The sequence below is a fragment of the Mycobacterium heckeshornense genome, from assembly GCF_016592155.1.
Lineage (GTDB): Bacteria > Actinomycetota > Actinomycetes > Mycobacteriales > Mycobacteriaceae > Mycobacterium > Mycobacterium heckeshornense.
The window spans coordinates 2,647,387-2,667,907 of record NZ_AP024237.1 but is presented as its reverse complement, the minus strand read 5'-3'; the positions used below and the strand labels follow the sequence as shown (position 1 = coordinate 2,667,907).

The 20,521-nt window shown below is 68.3% G+C and carries 20 protein-coding genes and 1 pseudogene; 12 read left to right on the top strand and 9 right to left on the bottom strand.

What is annotated here, in order from left to right:
• The first annotated feature begins 6 nt into the window (after positions 1-6).
• The 3 genes from MHEC_RS12720 to MHEC_RS12710 are packed head-to-tail and all read left to right on the top strand — an operon-like array spanning position 7 to position 2,347.
• Positions 7-1,161: an 8-amino-7-oxononanoate synthase gene (locus tag MHEC_RS12720; protein ID WP_048893536.1), complete on the top strand. Its 1,155-nt coding sequence runs from the start codon at positions 7-9 to the stop codon at positions 1,159-1,161.
• Entirely contained in the window at positions 1,158-1,838 is a 681-nt protein-coding gene (bioD, locus tag MHEC_RS12715) for a dethiobiotin synthase (protein ID WP_048893535.1), read from the top strand. Before MHEC_RS12720 ends, bioD begins: the two co-directional genes overlap by 4 nt.
• The gene (locus MHEC_RS12710) at positions 1,838-2,347 is read left to right on the top strand and encodes a 2'-5' RNA ligase family protein (protein ID WP_048893534.1); all 510 of its coding nucleotides are present in this window, start codon (positions 1,838-1,840) and stop codon (positions 2,345-2,347) included. Before bioD ends, MHEC_RS12710 begins: the two co-directional genes overlap by 1 nt.
• A gap of 179 nt (positions 2,348-2,526) precedes the next feature.
• Here the strand turns inward: MHEC_RS12710 and MHEC_RS12705 are convergent, their stop codons facing one another.
• From MHEC_RS12705 to MHEC_RS12685, 5 genes are all read right to left on the bottom strand, one after another.
• Positions 2,527-4,221, bottom strand: coding sequence for a transposase (locus MHEC_RS12705; protein WP_201399509.1), 1,695 nt, complete (start codon positions 4,219-4,221; stop codon positions 2,527-2,529).
• A gap of 37 nt (positions 4,222-4,258) precedes the next feature.
• Positions 4,259-5,629: a hypothetical protein gene (locus tag MHEC_RS12700; RefSeq protein WP_048893391.1), complete on the bottom strand. Its 1,371-nt coding sequence runs from the start codon at positions 5,627-5,629 to the stop codon at positions 4,259-4,261.
• On the bottom strand, positions 5,626-5,997 hold the full coding sequence (locus MHEC_RS12695; protein ID WP_048893392.1) for a hypothetical protein: 372 nt from the start codon (positions 5,995-5,997) through the stop codon (positions 5,626-5,628). Before MHEC_RS12695 ends, MHEC_RS12700 begins: the two co-directional genes overlap by 4 nt.
• Before the next feature lie 2 nt (positions 5,998-5,999).
• Positions 6,000-7,859 carry a hypothetical protein gene (locus tag MHEC_RS12690; protein ID WP_048893393.1) on the bottom strand — a complete coding sequence of 620 codons (1,860 nt, stop codon included), beginning with the start codon at positions 7,857-7,859 and terminating at the stop codon, positions 6,000-6,002.
• A 110-nt stretch (positions 7,860-7,969) separates the two neighbouring features.
• Positions 7,970-8,146 (bottom strand): hypothetical protein, encoded by a 177-nt coding sequence (locus MHEC_RS12685; protein WP_160315076.1) that lies wholly within the window; start codon positions 8,144-8,146, stop codon positions 7,970-7,972.
• Between the two features lie 158 nt (positions 8,147-8,304).
• Here MHEC_RS12685 and bioB point away from each other — a divergent pair, with 158 nt between their 5' ends.
• Genes bioB through MHEC_RS12670 form a run of 3 tightly spaced genes read left to right on the top strand, consistent with a single transcriptional unit; the run spans position 8,305 to position 10,203 of the window.
• The gene (gene bioB / locus MHEC_RS12680; RefSeq protein ID WP_048893394.1) at positions 8,305-9,324 is read left to right on the top strand and encodes a biotin synthase BioB; all 1,020 of its coding nucleotides are present in this window, start codon (positions 8,305-8,307) and stop codon (positions 9,322-9,324) included.
• 13 nt (positions 9,325-9,337) lie between these two features.
• On the top strand, positions 9,338-9,568 hold the full coding sequence (gene bsaP / locus MHEC_RS12675) for a biotin synthase auxiliary protein BsaP (protein ID WP_048893395.1): 231 nt from the start codon (positions 9,338-9,340) through the stop codon (positions 9,566-9,568).
• Positions 9,565-10,203, top strand: a complete 639-nt coding sequence (locus MHEC_RS12670; protein ID WP_048893396.1) for a DUF2567 domain-containing protein — start codon at positions 9,565-9,567, stop codon at positions 10,201-10,203. The genes bsaP and MHEC_RS12670 overlap by 4 nt, the downstream gene beginning before the upstream one ends.
• On the opposite strand, the gene MHEC_RS12665 is transcribed toward MHEC_RS12670, so the two are convergent.
• Both MHEC_RS12665 and MHEC_RS12660 read right to left on the bottom strand, forming a co-directional pair.
• The gene (locus MHEC_RS12665; protein WP_048893397.1) at positions 10,204-11,541 is read right to left on the bottom strand and encodes a lipase family protein; all 1,338 of its coding nucleotides are present in this window, start codon (positions 11,539-11,541) and stop codon (positions 10,204-10,206) included.
• Between the two features lie 75 nt (positions 11,542-11,616).
• Positions 11,617-12,321, bottom strand: coding sequence for an NUDIX hydrolase (locus tag MHEC_RS12660; RefSeq protein ID WP_048893398.1), 705 nt, complete (start codon positions 12,319-12,321; stop codon positions 11,617-11,619).
• Between the two features lie 49 nt (positions 12,322-12,370).
• On the opposite strand from MHEC_RS12660, the gene nadA reads away from it, so the two are divergent.
• The 3 genes and pseudogenes from nadA to nadC all read left to right on the top strand — a co-directional run bounded on the left by nadA (position 12,371) and on the right by nadC (position 15,853).
• The gene (gene nadA / locus MHEC_RS12655) at positions 12,371-13,420 is read left to right on the top strand and encodes a quinolinate synthase NadA (protein WP_048893399.1); all 1,050 of its coding nucleotides are present in this window, start codon (positions 12,371-12,373) and stop codon (positions 13,418-13,420) included.
• A pseudogene (locus MHEC_RS24860) lies at positions 13,417-14,990 on the top strand (L-aspartate oxidase). Before nadA ends, MHEC_RS24860 begins: the two are co-directional and overlap by 4 nt.
• Positions 14,990-15,853, top strand: a complete 864-nt coding sequence (gene nadC, locus MHEC_RS12645; RefSeq protein ID WP_048893412.1) for a carboxylating nicotinate-nucleotide diphosphorylase — start codon at positions 14,990-14,992, stop codon at positions 15,851-15,853. The pseudogene MHEC_RS24860 and the gene nadC overlap by 1 nt, the downstream one beginning before the upstream one ends.
• 46 nt (positions 15,854-15,899) lie before the next feature.
• Here the strand turns inward: nadC and MHEC_RS12640 are convergent, their stop codons facing one another.
• Positions 15,900-16,493 (bottom strand): TetR/AcrR family transcriptional regulator, encoded by a 594-nt coding sequence (locus tag MHEC_RS12640; RefSeq protein WP_048893401.1) that lies wholly within the window; start codon positions 16,491-16,493, stop codon positions 15,900-15,902.
• Positions 16,494-16,533: 40 nt separating this feature from the next.
• On the opposite strand from MHEC_RS12640, the gene MHEC_RS12635 reads away from it, so the two are divergent.
• Positions 16,534-17,562 (top strand): alcohol dehydrogenase catalytic domain-containing protein, encoded by a 1,029-nt coding sequence (locus tag MHEC_RS12635; protein WP_048893402.1) that lies wholly within the window; start codon positions 16,534-16,536, stop codon positions 17,560-17,562.
• A gap of 5 nt (positions 17,563-17,567) precedes the next feature.
• Here the strand turns inward: MHEC_RS12635 and MHEC_RS12630 are convergent, their stop codons facing one another.
• Positions 17,568-17,978 carry a nitroreductase family deazaflavin-dependent oxidoreductase gene (locus tag MHEC_RS12630; protein WP_048893403.1) on the bottom strand — a complete coding sequence of 137 codons (411 nt, stop codon included), beginning with the start codon at positions 17,976-17,978 and terminating at the stop codon, positions 17,568-17,570.
• 60 nt (positions 17,979-18,038) lie between these two features.
• On the opposite strand from MHEC_RS12630, the gene hisD reads away from it, so the two are divergent.
• A complete protein-coding gene (gene hisD / locus MHEC_RS12625) occupies positions 18,039-19,355 on the top strand; it encodes a histidinol dehydrogenase (protein WP_099869070.1) in 1,317 nt (438 codons plus the stop codon).
• Positions 19,352-20,521, top strand: coding sequence for a histidinol-phosphate transaminase (locus MHEC_RS12620; protein ID WP_048893405.1), 1,170 nt, complete (start codon positions 19,352-19,354; stop codon positions 20,519-20,521). Before hisD ends, MHEC_RS12620 begins: the two co-directional genes overlap by 4 nt.

The following is a 20,521-nucleotide window of genomic DNA, read 5'->3' as shown; positions in this document are numbered from 1 at the left end:
GCCGACATGACGCGCGCGCCGATCGAGACCTCACCGCTGGCCTGGTTACGGGCGGTAGAACAGCAGCGCCGGCGGGCCGGGTTGCGGCGCTCGCTGCGGCCGCGCCCGGCGGTGGCCGCCGAGCTGGACCTGGCGTCCAACGACTACCTCGGTCTTTGCCGGCATCCCGAGGTCATCGACGCCGGTGTGCAGGCGCTGCGTACGTGGGGCGCGGGCTCCACCGGTTCACGGCTGGTCACCGGCGACACCGAGCTGCACCACGAACTCGAGTGCGCACTAGCCGAATTCGTCGGTGCACCAACAGGTTTGGTGTTTTCCTCTGGTTACACCGCCAACCTGGGGGCGGTGGTCGGCTTGTCGGGTCCCGGGTCGCTGCTGGTGTCCGACGCGCAGTCGCACGCCTCGCTGGTCGACGCCTGCCGTCTGTCTCGGGCCCGGGTGGTGGTGACACCGCACCGCGACGTCGACGCGGTGGACGCGACGCTGGCATCGCGGCAGGAGGACCGCGCCGTCGTCGTCACCGATTCGGTGTTTTCCGCCGACGGCGCCCTGGCGCCGGTGCAGCAGCTGCACGAGGTGTGCCGACGGCACCGCGCGCTGCTCATCGTCGACGAGGCGCACGGCCTCGGGGTGCGCGGTGCGGGCGGACGCGGGCTGGTGCATGAGCTCGGGCTCGCCGGGGCGCCCGATGTGGTCATCACGGCTACGTTGTCCAAGGCGCTCGGCAGCCAGGGCGGCGCGGTGCTCGGGTCGGCCGAGGTCCGGGATCACCTGATCGACGCGGCGCGGGCGTTCATCTTCGACACCGGTCTGGCACCGGCCGCGGCGGGCGCGGCCCTGGCCGCGCTGCGGGTGCTGGCGGCCGAGCCGTGGCGGCCCGACGCGGTGCTCCGGCATGCGCGCAGCCTTGCCCGGATCTGCGGCGTAAGCCAGGTACCGGAGTCGGCGGTGGTGCCGGTGATCCTCGGGGATCCGGAGGTGGCGGTGGCGGCGGCGGCCGCCTGCCTGGATGCCGGCGTGCGGGTGGGCTGTTTTCGCCCCCCGACGGTGCCCGCCGGGACGTCGCGGCTGCGATTGACCGCGCGGGCGTCGATGGACGACGACGATCTCGAGCTGGCGCGAACGGTGTTGACCGATGTGCTGGCCGCAGCACGACCTTGACAATCCTGCTCGTCACCGGCACCGACACCGGGGTGGGCAAGACGATCGCCACCGCGGCGCTGGCCTGTCACGCGCGCCAAGCCGGCATCGATGTGGCGGTATGCAAACCGGTGCAGACCGGCACGGACGCCGGCGACGACGACCTTGCCGTGGTGGCCCGGTTATCCGGGGTCACGCGGCTGGCCGGTCTGGCGCGCTATCCACAGCCACTGGCGCCGGCGGCGGCCGCCGACCACGCCGGCATGAGCCTGCCCACCCGCGACGACCTGCTGGGCCTGGTCCGCGGCGCCGACAGCCCGACACGGTTGACCCTGGTCGAAGGCGCGGGCGGGCTGCTGGTGGAACTGGCTCGCAACGGTGTCACGTTGCGCGACCTCGCCGCCGACCTCGACGCGGCAGTGCTGCTGGTGACCCGTTGCGAGCTAGGCACCCTCAACCATACCGCGCTGACATTGGAAGCCCTTGCAGCCCAAGGCGTTTCGTGTGCCGGACTGGTGATCGGCAGCTGGCCTGCCCGGCCGGCGACCGTGCATGTCTCCAACCGGTGCGTGCTGGCGAAGCTGGCACCGGTGCGCGCCGCGCTGCCGGCCTCGGCCGGGACGATGGACGCTGCGGAGTTCGCCGCCATGAGCGCGCGGGTTTTCGACAGGGACTGGGTGAGCGCGCTGGTCGGCTGATGGTTCACTCGATCGAGCTGGTGTTCAACGCCGACACCGAGGCGGCGATTCGCCGCATCTGGAACGACCTCGCCGCTGCCGGCATCCCCAGCCAGGCACCGGCCAGCCGCCCGCACGCGACGCTGGTGGTTGCCGAACGCATCGAGCCCGAGGTGGACGCGCTGCTGGCCGCCGTCGCCCGGCGGTTGCCGCCGGAGTGTGTCATCGGCGCGCCGCTGCTGTTCGGCCGCGGCAAGGCGGTGCTGGCGCGGCTGGTCGTTCCGACAACCGAGTTGCTGAGCGTGCATGCCGAGGTGTATCGGCTGTCCCTGCCGCACCTGGCGCCCGCGCCGATGCCCAACTGCCTGCCGGGCCATTGGACCGCGCACATCACGCTGGCCAGACGGGTCGGCGGGGCCCAGCTGGGGCGCGCGCTGCGCATCGCCGCACGACCGTCGGAGATCGCCGGCGGCATCGCGGGGCTGCGCCGCTGGGACGGCACCAAGAAGGCCGAGTACATGATCGCCTGACCCCGGTGGCCTATCCGCCGAACAACAGGTACAGGCCGGTGAAGGTATAGGACGGCGCTGATGTAGTGACCCCCGTGGGGCGGGGATTTGGCGGTATCGAGATTTCGACGGCTGTGATGGCTTTCGCTGGCTGATCTGATCGGGGTAGCCGTGCGGCCGGGTGGCCCGGTGGTCCCGGATCAGGCGATGGCCCAACCCCCGGCGTGTGGGTGCAAGCCCAAGGTGGCCAACCGGGCGAGGTTGATCGCTCCTGCTCGGGCCAGGATGTCGGTCAGGATGCGTTTTTGGCCGCGGCACCGCGCCTTGCGACCACCCCAGGGGCGGCGGGTGAAGTGACTGATCTTGCGTTCCACGACCGGCCGATACGTTCGGTAATCGGCCTGCCAGGCCGGATCGCGTTGGCGGGCCTTGGCGTGCTGCAGGGCGGCTTCATGGGCATGGATGGTGATCACCCGCCCGCGACGGGCTTTGGTGCACTCCGCCTGCAGTGGGCAGGACCCACAGAACGCACCGAAGCGAGCGACCTGCTGACGCCGGCCGGTGCTGATCGCCACGGTGTGCTCGGCCGGGCAGGTCACGGTGCCGGCGGCCAGGTCGATACCGAACCGGTCTTTGGAATAGCCGTTGGCGTTGCGCACCGGGGGCACCTTGGCGCGCATGTCATGACCCCGCCCGGTCTGCTCATCCAGGGTGGCCCCATCGGCGTAAGCCGAATCGCCATACACCTCAAAGACGTTCGGCTCCGACTCGTTGTGCACATGCTCGCCGTGATCGGTGATCGTTTCATCGGCATCGGCATCGGCATCGGCATCGGTGGCGGCATCGGTGCTGCTGTCGGTGTCGGGGGCGGTGGCGGGTGCAGCACTTCTGATGTCGGTGGCGGGGTTGCCCAACAGCTCATCGATGACCTCACGGTCGGCGGCGTTGGCCGCGGTGATGGCCACCCCGGTGATCAGCTCGTCGTCGGGGTCGATACCCAGATGGGACTTGTAGCCATCGAAGGTCCGCGCCCGCGACTTATGCCCATGGCGGGCTTCGGTATCGACGGTGGAGATCATCCGGTCTTTGGCCACTCGCCGGGCAATGCGGAAGATTCCGTCGTCGCCGGCTTCGACGTCTTGGCCGGCCACCAGCGCCAACAACTCGACCGCCTCACTGAGTGCCCCATCGAGCTTGCGGCCATCGAGGGCCTCCAGTGCGGCGTTGGCGTCGCGCACCAGCGCATCGACCAAGGCTTCACGCGCTTTGGGGTCATCCCAGTCACACGGTGGTTTGCCCAGGCTGGCGTAGTCATCGTCGCGGGTCAGCACGGTGCGCACCGCACCGGCCACTTCCGGATCGGCCCGATCAGCCACGGTCAGCAGTTTGCGGATCGCGGCCCGCAGCTGGATCACCGTGTCCTGGGTGGCCACCGCATCCAACAGCGGCGTCGAATCCAGCACCCGGCGTCGTCCCCGCAACAACCCCGCCGCTCGCGCGGTGGTGTTCACGTCCTCGAACAACCGCCGTGGCCGATCCGATGCGCGTAGCCGGTTGCGCATGCCGACCAGCACCGTGGGATGAAAAGCCTCGGCGTCCACCGTCAACCCGGCGGCCGCTTTCCAGCGCAGATCAAAGGCCAACCGGTCACACGCCTCCCGATCCGACAATCCCTCATAGGCCTGCAGCAGCATCACTGTGGCCATCACCCGCGCCGGCACCGTCGGTCGACCCAGCGCCGAGCGCTTGAACAGATCAGCGAAATAGTCATCGTCAAACAGTGCACCGCCGTGCTCGGCCAACAGCCGGTAAATACTGCCCGCCGGCAGCTGATCACCCACCAGCAGCATCACGTCATCGAACCGGCCCTGCCGATCCTCCCGTCCCAAAGCCACACATCAGATCCTCGTCGACCACCTACGCGAAATCCGCTCAGGCACGCCGAAAGTCAGCGACTAAAACAGCACCCCCATAGCCCACCATGACCAGCATCATGGTGAGCTGGCCGGTGAGCTGATGGCCCTTCGGCAGCAGCTGCAAAGCCCGGTCGTGGGCGGCGACGACGGCCACGATGTGCCCGGTGACGACGCAGGCCACCTTGATCCCGGCCAGCACCGACGGGTGCATGGACAGCACGTAGGCGACGTGCAGGTGCGCCAGACCGAGCAGGTTCCAGCCCCGGGCGAACGGGTCGGCGAGCGCGACGAGGGTCTGTTGTCCGCGCTCGACCAGATACGACAGGTAGTGGGCGAAGATGTAGCCCACCACGATCGGGATCAGCGAGTGCGCCATCTGGCCGGGCAGGGCCTTGCGCTGCGCACTGTCGACGCCGCCGGTGGCCCGTGCCGCAAGCGAAAACGTCAGCGCCACAACGGCAATAAAGACCAGCAACCCGATACTGCGCAGCACCGACGACGACACCACCGTGGGCACGGCGTGGGCAGTGCGCGACACCCGGTCGGCGAAGGTGCGCCACGTCGGTGAAGCCGAGTAGCTGTCGAATGCGGTCGAGCCCAGCAACACCGCCAGCATCGCCACCACGCCGGGCCGAACCGGCAGCGACGGCAGGTGATCGAGCGGGTTGCCGATGACGATCTGCCCGGTGAGCGCGTTACGGCGAAACGGCGAGAGCCGGGAGACCGCCATGCTGTACACCCCGAACGGGTCGACTCGGGCCAGCCAGCGCTGCCCGCACGCCAACGCCCCGACCAGCAGGACCACCGCATAGACCAGCAGCCACACCTCGACCGCGGCCGGTGACGCCGAGTTGGGACTGGCCAACTCCATCCACACGAATGCGAACAGGGCTACCGCGGCCGGGCGGTATCCCCAGCTTTCGGGATAGCTCAGTCGTGGACGACGCAGGCGCGGCGGGGCGAGGCGCAAAAGCAGCAGGTAGACCGTGCGCACGGGTGAGAGCACCCGCCATACCGGTCCGAAAAGCAGTGAAAGCGCGACCAATCCGACCCACAGCAGCACGTAGAACGACCCGAGTAGGGCATTGTTCGGCGTCGGCGGGCCCCACAACCCGGCCAGCACCGCCCACACCGCGAAAACCAGTGCGGCCCCGGTGGCGGTAACGCGGCTGACGCGGGCATCCACGATAGCGGTGACCGCTGCCGGCAGCGGGCGGCCGGGTGCGACCGGATCGAACCGCGGCCGGCGCCATGCGAAGGCCACCAGGGCGAACGTGAACGTCAGCGCCCAAGCCGCACCGACCACCGCGTAGGCGTAGGGCACCGGCAGATCACTCGAACCGCCCAGACCGTGCGCCAAAAGGTCAGCGGCGCGGGCTGCCGTCACGGGCGCACTTGGATGGTGGCGATGGTGCGGTCCAGGTGGTGGAGTTCGACCTCGACGTTGCCCGGCACGTCGACCGTGAATTCGAACTTCTGGTTCGGCGCGGCCGCGATCTGGAACGTGTGGTCGGGCACGGAATGCACGTGCAGTTCATCGGCGGCGTCGCTGGTGACGTCGACGGTGATCGGCGCGCCGACCTTGGCCTGCAGCGTGGCGTTGGCCGGCGTGACCTGCCCCTTGCTGATCGTGACAGTGATAACTACCGGGTTGGGTGGCCCACCGTTGTTCGATGAACCACCACAGGCGACCAGGCCCCCGGTCAGCGTCGCGGCTGCTGCGATGACCAGGGCCCCGCGAATGGGTTTCGTCATGCTCACGTTGCCTGTGGAGGCGAAGGATCCGCCGCCGTGTGCTGCGGCCGCCTGGGCGCGGTGTCGCGAGCGTTGATCCGGCCAGCGCCCCACGCCAGCCCGGCAATGACCATCAGCGTGAAGATCAGCACAATCACGCCGCCGGTGGTGAACAACCAGGCCGGCACGTTCGGGTCGCGTTCGCGCTGCAGGATGGTGACCTCGAGCACGAACGGACGAGTGCTGGAGGCCAGCGCCGGAATTTCGGGCGCGGGAATGGCGTCGTCGGCGGGCGCCCAAATCGGCACCGCCGTCATGGTCCTGCCGTCCTGGACGCGCAGCAGCGTCTTCCAGGTACCCCAGACCGGAACCGGCTGAGTGGACTGGTAGTGACCGGGTCCGACTTGCCTGAGCCAGTCGATCATCAAACCCCGGTGGTCACTCATGCGGCCCTGCCAGGACAGGATCGTCAGCCAGTCCGGGTGGCTGCTGACCAGCTCGGGGGGATTGACGCGCACATCGGCCGACACCATGTGTTTCCCGGGCGGACTCGGCAGGTCGGTCAATGTGATGGTGGCGGTGTCTTGGTTGGGCACCCGGATGTGCAGACCGTTGGCCACTCCGGCTCCGACGACGAGCACGGTCAGCGCCACGATCGTGATGCTTGGCACCCGCCCCGGCAGGCGCTGGCCGGTCAGCACCATCCCCAGCATCGCCCCGCACATCCCGGTCAGCACCGCAGCGGGCACGGCCATCGCCAGGGCTTCGCCCCACATGCTGACCGGCCACGGATAGTGGTACACCGCACCGATCCACAGCGACTCCAACCACAGTCCGATGGTGCCCACAGCTAAACCGGCGACGGCGCCGAACAGCAGCGGACGCCGGAAAATCGGTGCGAGGGCTAACAATTCGACCACCACGGCCGGGCCGAGATACAGCGGGAACCAGTTGATCGGGGCTCCCAGGATGGGCCCGACCAGTACGGCGACCGCACCGCGAAGCGCGATCGCGAGAAGGGCCGCGATGATTGCCGCCCCCGGTCCCATGGTGATGCGGGCTGCGACGGCCGCGACGGCGGCTGCCGCAGCGATCAGCATCGGCTGAAACACCAGCCGGAACTGGGGGACACCGAAGTCGAACTCGATTTGCCAGACCGACATCCCGATGAACAACCCGCCGAAGGACAGGTAACGAAGGAATTGGATGAACGGACGCTCGCGTTGGACGTAGGAGCCCTCGGCTGGCGTTTCCGGCATCGCCCGCCCGCCTTCGTATTCCAACATCAACGCCGCGTAAAGCGAGAATCCGGCGCCACCGATCATCATCAAATGCGTTGGGCCCCAAAGGGTGACGTCTTGGCCAAAGATGCGATGCCAGATGTCGTCGAGCGGGAAACCGGTCAGTGCGTACAGCCCGCAGCCGGCCATCAGCACGCCGCCGACCGGTGCGTACCAGCTATCGGTGATGCGCACCGCCGCAGGGCCGGGCCGGTCGAATGGGACGACCACCGCGGTCATTCCGGCGAGGAAGATGCCGAACAGTCCGATCACGATGAAGTAGTGCGCAGGGTTGGCCAACGGTCCCGGATCGCGGCCATTGCCGATGTGCCAGCTGACGTCCCAGATGAAGCCGAACAGGGCACAGATGATCGACGTGGTGAACACCAGAACCGGCAGGGCTACCCAGGCGGGGCGGTTGAACTTGTCGCCCAGCCACTCCGCGATCCGGTTCAACCAGCTGATCCGATGAGTGCGGTGCGCATAACCGGTCCACAGCATCACAGCCACGATCACGGCGGCGGCGATCGTCAGTCCGACCACCTGGTTGAGCCCGGCACCGCGGGCGGGCGCTTCCGCAAGAATTGCTGATCCCACCGTCATCGCCTCCCAACCACACCGGGCCAGCCAATCGCCAACCCGCGGCAACTTACTCGACGGTAGGTTACCGATCCGGCGCGGCCTCAAACGCCAATTCGTCTAATAATGCGATGTCATTTCGGCTTGTCGGCGACTTCGGGCCGCTCGTTTCGGTCTGCCTTGCGCCGGTCGCGTAGCGCGACGTACAGCACCACGCCGACGACGATCACCGCAGGCAAAAACGCCGGCCCGGCCAGCAGGATCCAATGATGTGCAAAATCTTCGACGTGCGCCTGGCTCATAGTGTCCATTGGTTGACTGTTACCGCTGAACGTACCCCGTCCGGCGGCCGTCGACGCGTTTGTGCGGCGCACCGCCCATACCCTAACGTGAACACCGTTTACGCCGGGCCGCGCGGGCCTGGCGCGCTCTTGTGTCCGCACGGATAACTGATGTAAGGGAGTACCCGGTGACGCAGGCGGTGACTCGGCCCAGTACCGACATATTGCACCTGGCTCGCCAGCAGGTGTTACACCGCGGTGAGGGACTCAGCGGAGACCAGGTGCTGCAGGTGTTGCAGCTGCCCGATGACCGGCTCGAGGAACTGCTGGCGCTGGCTCATGAGGTGCGGATGGCCTGGTGCGGCCCCGAAGTCGAGGTCGAGGGGATCATCAGCCTGAAAACCGGTGGTTGCCCGGAGGACTGCCATTTTTGTTCGCAGTCAGGCCTTTTCGCCTCACCGGTGCGCAGTGCCTGGCTCGACATTCCGAGCCTGGTGGAAGCGGCCAAGCAGACGGCAAAGACCGGTGCCACCGAGTTCTGCATCGTGGCCGCGGTGCGCGGACCCGACGAGCGGTTGATGGCCCAGGTGGCCGCGGGTATCGAGGCGATCCGCAACGAGGTCGACATCCACATCGCCTGCTCGCTGGGGATGCTCAGCGCCGAGCAGGTGAAGCAACTGGCGGCGATGGGCGTGCACCGCTACAACCACAACCTGGAAACGGCCCGCTCGTTCTTCCCCAACGTCGTCACCACCCACACCTGGGAAGAGCGCTGGAACACGTTGTCGATGGTGCGCGAGGCCGGCATGGAGGTCTGCTGTGGCGGCATCCTCGGCATGGGTGAGACGCTGCGGCAGCGCGCGGAATTCGCCGCGGAGCTTGCCGAACTCGATCCGGACGAGGTGCCGCTGAACTTCCTCAACCCGCGCCCGGGCACACCCTTCGCCGATTTGGAGGTCATGCCGGCCAGCGAAGCGCTCAAGGCGGTGGCCGCCTTCCGGTTGGCGCTGCCGCGCACCATGCTCCGATTCGCGGGCGGCCGGGAGATCACGTTGGGCGACCTCGGCGCCAAACGTGGCATGCTCGGCGGCATCAACGCCGTGATCGTCGGCAACTACCTGACCACATTGGGGCGGCCGGCCGCCGCCGACCTGGAACTGCTCGACGATCTGCAGATGCCGATCAAAGCGCTCAACGCAAGCCTGTAGATACTGGGAGGCGATGGTTCGCGATCTGCCCGCTCCGCTCGGCGCGGGGATCTACGACGTCTATACCGGCCACCCGGTGGGCACCTCGGTACCGCCGACCGCGGCCCGGTTGGGGCTGGAGCCGCCTCGGTTCTGCGCGGAATGCGGCCGCCGGATGGTTGTCCAAGTGCGGCCCGACGGGTGGTGGGCCAAGTGTTCCCGGCATGGTCGGGTGGACTCCACCGACCTCGAAACCCGGCGATGAGCGAGTCCTGTCCGGGCGACGCCCCGCGCACATCGCGTCGGCGGGCGGTCGCGGTCGTGGTGGCGGGCCTCGTCGCGGCGGGTGTCGTGGTCGCCGCGCTGTGGGCGTGGATCGCCCCGCCCATCCACGGGGTCGTGGCGCTCACCCACGAGGGTGAACGCGTCCACGATTACCTCGGCAACGAAGCCGACCACTTCTTCGTCGCCGCGTTTTTGCTGCTGGGGCTGTTGACGGTGGTGGCCGTGGTGGGTTCGGTGCTGGCGTGGGAATGGCGGGCCCACCGCGGGCCGGCGATGGTGATCGCGCTGTCGGTCGGCATGGTGGGCGCCGCGGCGGCCGCCGCCCCGCTGGGCGCGCTGCTGGTGCGGCTGCGCTACGGCGCCGTGGATATCGCCGCAGCGCCGGTGACGCCCGAGCACCGGGTGCACTACGTCACCGAGGCGCCGCCGGTGTTCTTCGGGTCCGGCCCGCTGCAGATCGGTTGCACGCTGCTTTTGCCGGCGGCCACGACGGCCCTGGTATACGCCCTGCTGGTCGCGGCGGCCACGCGTGACGACCTGGGCGGCTATCCGGCGGTGGAGTCGCCGCAGACCCCGACCGCGATCACCGTGCCGCCGGGCGGCGGGTCGGGGTAGTTACAGCGGGCGGCGGTGCACCGGCCTGCCGGTCAGGACCTTCGCCGCGATGACACCCAGTCTGGCCATGCCGATGTAGGTCGCGGGATTGAACAGCGTCGGCCACGTGGTGCGGAGCCGACGCTCGTTGAGCGGTCGACGCGCGAAGCGGGCCTGCAGCCAGCGCAGGGTCATGGGTGCCGAGAGCGGATGCAACAGCAGGTGCTCGTTGAAGGCGTCCCGGTGATACGTGACGTCGGCACCACCGCCCGAGTAGGCGTCGGCAAGCGCATCGATGTCCTCGACCGCGATGAGGTAGTCGTGTACCGCCTGCACGATGAGGATCGGCGGTGCCGGGACCGCGGTGCCCAGTTTGATGTTGTCGAAAACATCTTGCACTTCGGGCATCTCGAGGATCTCCTCGAGCGGCCGGTCGAGGTACCGATTCACGTTCTTGCCGGCCATCCGGATGACGGCCCCGACCGTCGTCATGTCCTCCAGCTGGCGAAGCAAAGCCCGCCCCGCTTCATTGGTGTGCGTCTTGATCACCCGGTCCAGGTCGGGATAGACGTGCGCCAGCGCAGCGATCACCAATGCCGGCAACCCAGCCAGTGGGCCGCCGTTGAGCCGCCGGAATGTGTGGGCCAGGTCGCCGACGGGCGAGCCCAGCACCGCACCGACGATGTCCAGCTCAGGCGCGTAGTCGGCGCACACTTCGGCCGCCCACGCGGTGGCCAGCCCCCCGCCGGAGTAGCCCCACAGCGCCACCGGTGCCGACGGCGACAGCACGGTGCGCTCCGAGCCGAGCGCGGCGCGGACCCCGTCGAGAATGCAATAACCAGGTTGGTAAGGCGCGCCCCACATGCCGTGACGGCCTTCGTGATCGGGCACCGACACCGCCCAGCCCTCGGCCAGGGCCGCCGTGATCAGCAAAAACTCCAGTGGCGCCAACGCTCCGATCGCCTTCGCGTAACGCCGCAGCGCGTAGGACGGAAAGCAGCGGGACGCCACCGCGTCGATCGCGCACTGGTACGACAGCAGCGGGCACGGCTGCCCGGGCGCGACCTCGGCGGGAACGATCACCGTGGTCACCGCCGCCTCCGGCTTGCCGTTCATGTCGGTGGTCCGGTACAGCAGCTGGGTGGCGGTGGCCCGCTGCGGTACCAGCCCGAGAAAGGCCAGCTCGACGTCGCGGGAGCGCAGCACGGTGCCCGGCAGCGCGTGCTCGAACCCGGGCGGCGGCTGGTAGAACGGGTCGTCCGGGGGCAACACCGGGCGCTCCTTGCGCCGCAGCTCCTGGTGCAAAGGCCGGGCGATCCATTCGGCCCCGGTCGGGCTGGCGAGCGTGGCACGGTCCATCGGGGCATTGTTACTTAAGAAGGCGTTAAGAATCCAGCTGCCCCGCCGGCTTCCGATGTGGGACGTGTCACTGGCTTAGCCGGGCGGCCGCAGCGCGGCGAATTCGTCGGTGACCCGCAACCGCGAGTCGGTGAAGCGGTACAGCGCGGCCGGGCGGCCCCCGCTGCGGCCCGACTGGGCGATGGTGCCGGTCTGGGTGATGACGCCGCGGCGGGCCAGCACTCGCTGCAGATTGGTCGCATCAACCTGGTAGCCCAGCGTCGCACTATAGATGTCACGCAGCGTGGATAACGCGAATTCCTTTGGCGCCAAGGCAAATCCAATATTCGTGTACGACATCTTGGCAACCAGCCGGGTCCGGGCGTGGGCCACCATCGGACCGTGGTCGAACGCCATCGGCGGTAGCGCGGTCACCGGATGCCAGCGGGTGTCCGGCGGCAGCTCCGGGGTAGCGGGCGAGGGCACCAGACCCAAAAACGTCGACGCGATCACGCGATCACCCGGCACCCGGTTGGGATCGGAGAACACGGCCAGCTGCTCCAAATGGGCGAGCTCCCGCAGATCCACCTTCTCGGCCAGTTGACGCCGCACCGAGGTGGTCAGATCCTCGTCGTTTCGCAGCCGCCCGCCGGGCAAAGCCCATGCGCCCAGTTGCGGCTCTCGCGCCCGCTGCCACAGCAGCACGTTGAGCTGGGGCTTCTCGCCTGCGTTGCACGATCCCGGACCGCGAACCTGGAACACGACGGCGAGCACTTCGTGCGCAGTGCTACCATGGGCCATGTTTTCGATTCTAAGTCGAAAACCTCTTCTTTGGGCGAAAGGAACGGCCATGACGGTCCTGAATCGCACGGAAACCCTGGTAGACGAGCTGGCCGCGGAGATCGTCGACTCCCCGGGCGGCTACACCGGTGTGGACGGCAGCGAACAATGGGCCGCGGCGATTCGCCGGCTCGCGCAACTGCGCAATGCCACCATCTTGGCGCACAACTATCAGCTGCCGGCCATCCAGGACGTCGCCGACCATGTCGGCGACTCGTTGGCGCTGTCGCGGGTGGCGGCCGGCGCGCCCGAGGACACCATCGTGTTTTGCGGCGTGCATTTCATGGCCGAGACCGCCAAAATCCTGAGCCCGCACAAGACCGTGCTCATCCCCGACCAGCGGGCCGGCTGTTCGCTGGCCGACTCCATCAGCGTCGACGAGCTGCGCGCCTGGAAGGACGAGCATCCGGGCGCGGTCGTGGTGTCCTACGTCAACACCACCGCCGCGGTCAAGGCGCTTACCGATATCTGCTGCACGTCGTCCAACGCCGTCGACGTGGTCAACTCCATCGATCCCGACCGCGACGTCCTGTTTTGTCCCGACCAATTTTTGGGCGCGCATGTCCGGCGGGTGACCGGCCGCAAGAACCTGCACGTGTGGGCCGGCGAATGCCACGTGCATGCCGGCATCAATGGCGACGAGCTCGCCGACCGGGCTCGCCGCCACCCCGACGCCGAATTATTCGTGCACCCCGAATGTGGTTGCGCCACTTCAGCTTTGTATCTCGCCGGAGAGGGCGCCGTCCCGGAAGACCGGGTGAAGATTCTGTCCACCGGCGGCATGCTGGACGCCGCCCGCGTCACCCGCGCCCGACAGGTGCTGGTGGCCACCGAGGTGGGCATGCTGTATCAGCTGCGGCGCGCGGCGCCCGAGGTCGACTTCCAGGCCGTCAACGACCGGGCATCGTGCAAGTACATGAAGATGATCACCCCCGCCGCGCTGCTGCGCTGCCTGCTCGACGGCGTCGACGAGGTCGACGTGGATCCCGAGACGTCGGCGCTGGCGCGGCGCAGCGTGCAACGGATGATCGAGATCGGGCAGCCGGGCGGCGGCGAATGACCCCGGTCTGGCAGCAGCGGGCCGACGTCGTCGTCATCGGTACCGGGGTCGCCGGGTTAGCGGCTGCGCTGGCCGCTGACCGGGCGGGGCGGCGCGTCATGGTGCTCAGCAAGGCCGCCCGGACAAGCGGGGTGACCGCCACCCACTACGCCCAGGGCGGTATCGCGGTGGTGCTGCCCGACAGCGACGACTCGGTGGAGGCGCACGTCGCCGACACGCTGGCCGCAGGCGGAGGCTTGTGTGACCCCGACGCGGTGCGCTCGATCGTCGCTGACGGGTATCGCGCAGTCGCTGAATTAGTAAGCGACGGAGCGCGATTCGATGAAGACTTCCCCGGCCGGTGGGCGGTGACCCGAGAAGGCGGGCACTCGCGCCGCCGGGTCGTGCATGCCGGAGGTGACGCCACCGGGGCCGAGGTGCAACGCGTGCTCGACAATGTCGCTGGCGCTCTGGATATCCGCAGCGACCACACCGCCGTGCGGGTCTTGCACGACGATGCCGCGGTGACGGGGGTGTTGGTGCTCAATCCGGACGGACTCGGGGTCGTGCACGCGCCGTCGGTGGTCTTGGCCACCGGCGGGCTCGGGCATCTCTACCGGGTGACCACCAATCCCGACGGCTCAACCGGCGACGGTGTCGCGCTGGCGCTGTGGGCCGGTGTCGCGGTGAGCGATCTCGAGTTCATCCAGTTTCATCCGACCATGCTATTCGGCGGCCACGCCGGGGGGCCGGAGACCACTGGTCACCGAGGCCATCCGTGGCGAGGGGAGCGACATTGGTTGATGCCCAAGGTGTTTCGGTGATGGCTGGCGTACATCCGATGGGTGATCTGGCGCCGCGAGACGTGGTCGCCGCCGCCATCGACGCCCGGCTGAAAGCAACCGGTGACCCATGTGTGTACCTGGACGCCCGTGGGATCGCCGACTTCGAGTCGCGGTTCCCGACCGTTACCGCGGCCTGCCGGGCGGTCGGTGTCGACCCCGTGCACCAGCCCATCCCGGTCGTGCCGGGCGCCCACTACAGCTGCGGCGGAGTCGTCACCGATGTCTGCGGGCGCACCGAGTTGCCGGGCCTGTTCGCCGCCGGCGAGGTCGCTCGCACCGGAATGCACGGTGCCAACAGACTGGCGTCCAACAGCCTGCTGGAGGGCCTGGTCGTCGGCGGACGGGCGGGACGGGCGGCAGCCGCCCACGCAGCTGCAGCCGGGCCGTCATACGCGAAACTGGTTGAGCCAACCGGCTATTCGGCCGTAGAGCGCCGCGAACTGCAACGGGCGATGACGCGGGACGCATCGGTGGTCCGCGATGCCGTCGGGCTGCAGCGGTTGCTCGACACGTTGTCCGCAGCGACGGGCCGGCCCGTCGAAAACCGGGCCGACGCCGAAGACGCGGCATTGACCCTGACCGCTCGCGCGGTCGCCGCGGCGGCGCTGGCCCGCGACGAGAGCCGGGGTTGCCACACCCGGGCCGACTACCCGCACACCGCACCCGAGCAGGCGCAAAGCAGTGTGGTTCGGCTGGCCCACGACGGGATCGGCGTGCACGTCGAGGCTTTGGCGGCGGTGTGCTGATGACCGCGGCGGCACTGTCGGGCTTCGACCTGGCCGAAGCGCGCGCCGTGATACGACGCGCCCTGGACGAGGATTTGCGCTACGGGCCGGATGTGACCACGGCGGCAACCGTGCCGGCCCAAGCGGTGACGACCGCGTCGCTGGTGACCAGAGAACCCGGCGTGATCGCCGGTGTGGACGTGGCGCTGTTGGTGCTCGACGACGTGCTCGACGGCGAATACCGGGTACTCGACCGCGTCGACGACGGCGCCCGGCTGGAGGCGGGCGCGCCACTGCTGGCGCTCGAGGCGCCGACCCGCGGGTTGTTGACTGCCGAGCGCACCATGCTGAACCTGCTTTGCCACCTCTCCGGGATCGCCACCGCGACGGCCGCCTGGGTCGACGCCGTTCGCGGCACCAAAGCGCGAATCCGCGATACCCGCAAGACGCTGCCCGGCCTGCGGTCGCTGCAGAAGTACGCGGTGCGCGTCGGTGGAGGGGTGAACCACCGAGCGGGCCTGGGCGATGCCGTGCTGATCAAGGACAACCACGTCGCAGCGGCGGGCTCGGTGGTGGCGGCGCTGCGCGCGGTGCGCGCAGCCGCACCCGATCTGCCGTGCGAAGTGGAGGTGGATTCGCTGGAGCAACTCGACGAGGTGCTGCCAGAAACGCCGGAGTTGGTGCTGCTGGACAATTTTGCGCTGTGGCAGACCCAGATCGCGGTGCAGCGTCGCGACGCCCGCGCTCCGGATACCAAACTCGAGTCCTCCGGGGGTCTGTCGCTGGACAACGCCGCGCAATACGCCGCCACCGGGGTCGACTACCTGGCGGTGGGCGCGCTCACCCACTCGGCGCGGGTGCTCGACATCGGCCTGGACATGTGACGCCGGCTTGGGCCAGTGACGCGAGATCTCGGAAATCGGTCGGGAATCAGTGGTTTTCGTGTCCTACCCGATAACTGTTGTGAAGTAACAGGCGGGCTGCCGGTTTAGCGGCTTCAAGCGCAGCCGTATCGCCAGCGGTCCGGGCCAGTATCAAAGCGCCCTCAATCAACGAAATTACCGCTATAGCAACGCTTTCCGCGTCTTTGATGGGCCAACCTTCGGTGACCAGCCGTTCTTCGATCGCCGCGCACCAGCCCCTGAACGCACGCGCCGAGGCCTCGCGCACCATGGGACTCGCGTTCACTGACTCGGTGGCGATCGGTTCGATTGGGCAGCCGTCCCGTTGGTCGCCGGCGAGACCGTCGATAAGCAGGTCGATCCAGCGATCGACGATGTCGGCCACCGAGCGGTCGCTGGCCAGAAATCGGCGCAGCAGTTGTTCGATACCGGTCCCTGCGGTCTCGACGACCGCGGCGGCCAACTGCTGCTTGCCTCGTGGGAAGTGGTGATACAGCGAGCCGGGCTTGACGCCGGCTTCGTCGAGGATCTGGCTGAGCCCGGTCGCCGCATAGCCCTGGCGGCGGAACAGGGTGGCGGCGGTGTCGATCAGGGCGGCCCGGCTGCGATCGGGTCTCGGCATAGCCTTGACAATACTTGAATTATCACTCAAGAATGCTGGGATGCGGCAGTTGACGTTCGAAGAGATCGGCCGGTACGTGTGGCGGGAGGTGGACTCACCCGAGATCACGGGCCCCGAACAGGCGCTGGTGCGGCCAGTGGCCGTAGCCTGCTGCGATCTCGACGTGGCGGTCGTGCAGGGGCGGGTGCCGATGCCGCCCGGACACGCGGTCGGTCACGAAGGACTCGCCGAGGTCGTCGCGATCGGTCACGGTGTGCGCACCGTCGACGTGGGCGAGCGGGTGGTGGTGCCGTTTCAGATCAGCTGCGGCAGCTGCGGGCCGTGCCGGCGCGGCGTGACGGGTTCGTGCGCTTCGCTGCCACTGATGGCGATGTATGGAATGGCTCCCATCGCTGGTCTGGACGGCGGCGGGTTCATGTCCGATCTGCTTCTCGTGCCCTATGCCGACGCCATGCTGATACCGGCTCCCAAAACCGTGGACCCGCTGGCCATCGCGTCCCTGTCGGACAACATTCCCGACGGTTGGCGTGCGGTCGGCCCTTTTGCTGCTGAGCTGGCCCGCCTCGATGCGGTGGAGCGACGCGTTCTCGTGGTGGGCCGGGGGTCGATCGGATTGTATGCGGCGGCATTCGCTTCCGTGCTGGGCGCGCACGTCGACTATGTGGATACCGACCCAACGCGGCTTGCCGTTGCGGAAAAACTCGGCGCCACATCGCACGATCGGCTGATGCCGGATAAGTCCTGGAATCCGTATCCGGTTACCGTGCACACCTCAGCCGAGCCGACGCTGCTGGCGGCTGCCCTGCGGGCGACTTGGCCGGACGGTGCCTGCACCGACACCGGAGCCTACTTCCAGCGCACAGTGGACTTGCCGTTGCTGTCGATGTACACCCGGGGTGTGCGGTTCATAACCGGCCGCGTCAACGCGCGAGCCGTTATTCCTGAGGTTCTCGAGCTGATCGACGAAGGATACGATTTGTCCCCGGTCGTTGAACGCGTCGTTGCCTGGGAGGAGGCGCCGTCGGTATGGCCGACGATGACCGGTAAGACCGTGTTTACCAGGCTGTAGACGGCTCAGGCGATATCGGCGACGAACACGGCGATCCGGCGCCCTTGCATCCGGGCGGGCCACGGCAGCTCTGGGCCGGCGGTACCGGCGGGCAGAATCCGTGGGTTGGTGAGGTGGACCGATCGCCGAAGGAATTGCACATCGGCTTCGCCGGCGGCCAGCACGTTTTTCACCCAGTCGGTTTTGCCGTGCCCGAGCACGATCGCCAACAGGTTGCCCTTGCGGTACGCGGTCACGATCGTCTCGTAGGGCTTGCCGGACTTGCGGCCGCGGTGCTTGATGAGTGCCGCGCCGGGCAGATAACGCGCAAACGGCTTAAGAGCCGGGTTCATGTACTTGACCTGCAGTCGCTCCAGCCACGGCGGGAAGATCATCGGCACGCCGGGAGCGCTGTTGGGACGATCCTGTACGGACATGCGGTCACTGTACCGGTCCGATATCCATTTGTGCTGCCTGGGACAATGGTCGGCGTGAACGTGATGGCCCGCATCGACCTGCGTGGCGCCCGGCTGTCGGCTGCCCGGCTGCGGGCAGCGTTGCCGCGCGGTGGCGCCGACGTCGATGCGGTGCTGGCGACGGTGCGCCCGATCGTCGAGGCGGTGGCGGAGCGGGGGGCGCAGGCGGCGCTGGACTTCGGCGCGTCGTTCGACGGGGTGCGGCCGGCGGCGGTGCGGGTGCCGGTTGCCGAGCTCGACACCGCAGTGGCAGGGCTGGACCCCGACGTACGGGACGCGCTGCAGGTGGCGATCGACCGGACCCGCACGGTCCATGCCCAGCAGCGCCGCGCCGACGTCACGACCACTCTCGGCCCCGGTGCCACGGTCACCCAGCGGTGGGTTCCCGTGGAGCGGGTGGGCCTGTATGTGCCCGGCGGCAACGCCGTATATCCCTCGAGCGTGGTGATGAACGTGGTGCCGGCGCAGGTCGCCGGCGTCGACTCGCTGGTTGTGGCCAGCCCACCGCAGGCCACGCACAACGGTCTGCCCGACCCGACGATCCTGGCCGCCGCCCGGCTGCTCGGTGTCGACGAAGTCTGGTCGGTCGGCGGGGCGCAGGCAGTGGCATTGCTGGCCTACGGCGGCACCGACACCGATGGCACCGACCTGATGCCGGTCGACATGATCACCGGGCCGGGCAACGCCTACGTCACCGCCGCCAAGCGGCTTTGCCGCTCCCGCGTGGGCATCGATGCGGAAGCCGGGCCGACCGAAATCGCCATCCTCGCCGACCACACCGCCGATCCCGCGCACGTGGCCGCCGATCTGATCAGCCAGGCCGAGCATGATGTGATGGCCGCCAGCGTGCTGGTCACCCCCAGCCTCGAACTGGCCGACGCCACCGAGGCGGAGCTGGCCGGCCAGCTGCCGACCACGGCGCACCGGGACAGGGTGGCTGCCGCACTCTCGGGTAGGCAGTCGGCGATCATCCTGGTCGACGACCTCGACGCCGGCATCAACGTGGTGAACACGTACGCAGCCGAGCATCTGGAGATACAGACCGTCGACGCCGCCGCGGTGGCGGCCCGGATCCGTTCGGCGGGAGCGATTTTCGTCGGCCCTTACTCGCCGGTGAGCCTGGGCGACTACTGCGCCGGCTCCAACCACGTGTTGCCGACCGCCGGCTGCGCCCGGCATGCCAGCGGGCTCTCGGTGCAGACCTTCCTGCGGGGCATCAATGTCGTCGACTACACCGAAGCGGCGCTCAAAGATGTGTCGGGGCACGTGATCACGCTGGCCCAGGCCGAAGACCTGCCCGCGCACGGGGAGGCGATAAGACGAAGGTTCGAGCGATGAGCGACCGCCCCAGGCTCGACCAGCTGCCGTTGCGCGACGACCTGCGCTGTAAAACTCCTTACGGTGCACCGCAATTGGCCGTACCAGTGCGGCTGAACACCAACGAGAACCCGCACCCGCCCACCCAGGCGCTCATCGACGACGTCGCGCGGTCGGTGCATGAAGCCGCCGCTGGGTTACACCGCTATCCCGACCGTGACGCGGTAGCCCTGCGTCGCGACCTGGCCGCGTATCTGTCCGCGCAGACCGGTGTCCCGCTCGGTGTCGAAAATGTTTGGGCTGCAAACGGTTCCAACGAGATTCTGCAGCAGCTGTTGCAGGCGTTCGGCGGGCCTGGCCGGACTGCGATCGGTTTCGTTCCGTCGTATTCCATGCACCCGATCATCTCCGACGGTACTCACACCGAGTGGCTGCAGGCGGCTCGCGCCGACGATTTCAGCCTCGACGTCGACGCCGCCGTCGCCGCGGTCGCCGAGCGCCAGCCCGACGTGGTGATGGTTGCCAGTCCCAATAACCCGTCCGGGCAGAGTATTTCGTTGACAGACCTGCGGCGGTTGCTGCATGCGGCGCCTGGGATGGTGATCGTCGACGAGGCCTACGGCGAGTTCTCGTCGCGACCCAGCGCGGTCCAGCTGGTGGCCGAGTATCCGGCCAAGCTCGTCGTCACCCGCACCATGAGCAAGGCTTTCGCGTTCGCCGGCGGCCGGCTGGGCTATCTGGTCGCCACCCCCGCGGTGATCGAGGCGATGTTGTTGGTGCGGTTGCCTTATCACCTGTCGTCGCTGACGCAGGCCGCGGCCCGGGCGGCGCTGCGCCACGCCGACGACACGCTGGCCAGCGTGGCCGCGCTGATCGCCGAACGCAAACGGGTAGCAGCGGAGTTGGCCCGCATGGGTTTTCGGGTGATCCCTAGCGACGCCAACTTCGTGTTGTTCGGGCAGTTCGCCGACGCCCCCGCCGCCTGGCAACGCTACCTTGACGCTGGTGTGCTGATTCGCGACGTCGGCATCCCGGGATTTTTGCGCGCCACCACGGGACTCGCCGAGGAGAACGACGAGTTTTTGAAGGCCAGCGCACACATCGCGACCACTGAACTGGCCCAGCCGCTGGTGGAGATCGCAAGCGCGGCAAAGCCGGGCGCAGCGGGTCACCACCAAGATGACTAG

Coding starts and splice junctions, on each gene's coding strand:
- MHEC_RS12720 (WP_048893536.1), top strand. CDS start 7: ATGACGCGCGCGCCGATCGAGACCTCACCGCTGGCCTGGTTACGGGCG.
- MHEC_RS12710 (WP_048893534.1), top strand. CDS start 1,838: ATGGTTCACTCGATCGAGCTGGTGTTCAACGCCGACACCGAGGCGGCG.
- MHEC_RS12695 (WP_048893392.1), bottom strand. CDS start 5,997: ATGACGAAACCCATTCGCGGGGCCCTGGTCATCGCAGCAGCCGCGACG.
- MHEC_RS12690 (WP_048893393.1), bottom strand. CDS start 7,859: ATGACGGTGGGATCAGCAATTCTTGCGGAAGCGCCCGCCCGCGGTGCC.
- MHEC_RS12685 (WP_160315076.1), bottom strand. CDS start 8,146: ATGGACACTATGAGCCAGGCGCACGTCGAAGATTTTGCACATCATTGG.
- bsaP (WP_048893395.1), top strand. CDS start 9,338: ATGGTTCGCGATCTGCCCGCTCCGCTCGGCGCGGGGATCTACGACGTC.
- MHEC_RS12670 (WP_048893396.1), top strand. CDS start 9,565: ATGAGCGAGTCCTGTCCGGGCGACGCCCCGCGCACATCGCGTCGGCGG.
- MHEC_RS12665 (WP_048893397.1), bottom strand. CDS start 11,541: ATGGACCGTGCCACGCTCGCCAGCCCGACCGGGGCCGAATGGATCGCC.
- MHEC_RS12660 (WP_048893398.1), bottom strand. CDS start 12,321: ATGGCCCATGGTAGCACTGCGCACGAAGTGCTCGCCGTCGTGTTCCAG.
- nadA (WP_048893399.1), top strand. CDS start 12,371: ATGACGGTCCTGAATCGCACGGAAACCCTGGTAGACGAGCTGGCCGCG.
- nadC (WP_048893412.1), top strand. CDS start 14,990: ATGACCGCGGCGGCACTGTCGGGCTTCGACCTGGCCGAAGCGCGCGCC.
- MHEC_RS12640 (WP_048893401.1), bottom strand. CDS start 16,493: ATGCCGAGACCCGATCGCAGCCGGGCCGCCCTGATCGACACCGCCGCC.
- MHEC_RS12635 (WP_048893402.1), top strand. CDS start 16,534: ATGCGGCAGTTGACGTTCGAAGAGATCGGCCGGTACGTGTGGCGGGAG.
- MHEC_RS12630 (WP_048893403.1), bottom strand. CDS start 17,978: ATGTCCGTACAGGATCGTCCCAACAGCGCTCCCGGCGTGCCGATGATC.
- MHEC_RS12620 (WP_048893405.1), top strand. CDS start 19,352: ATGAGCGACCGCCCCAGGCTCGACCAGCTGCCGTTGCGCGACGACCTG.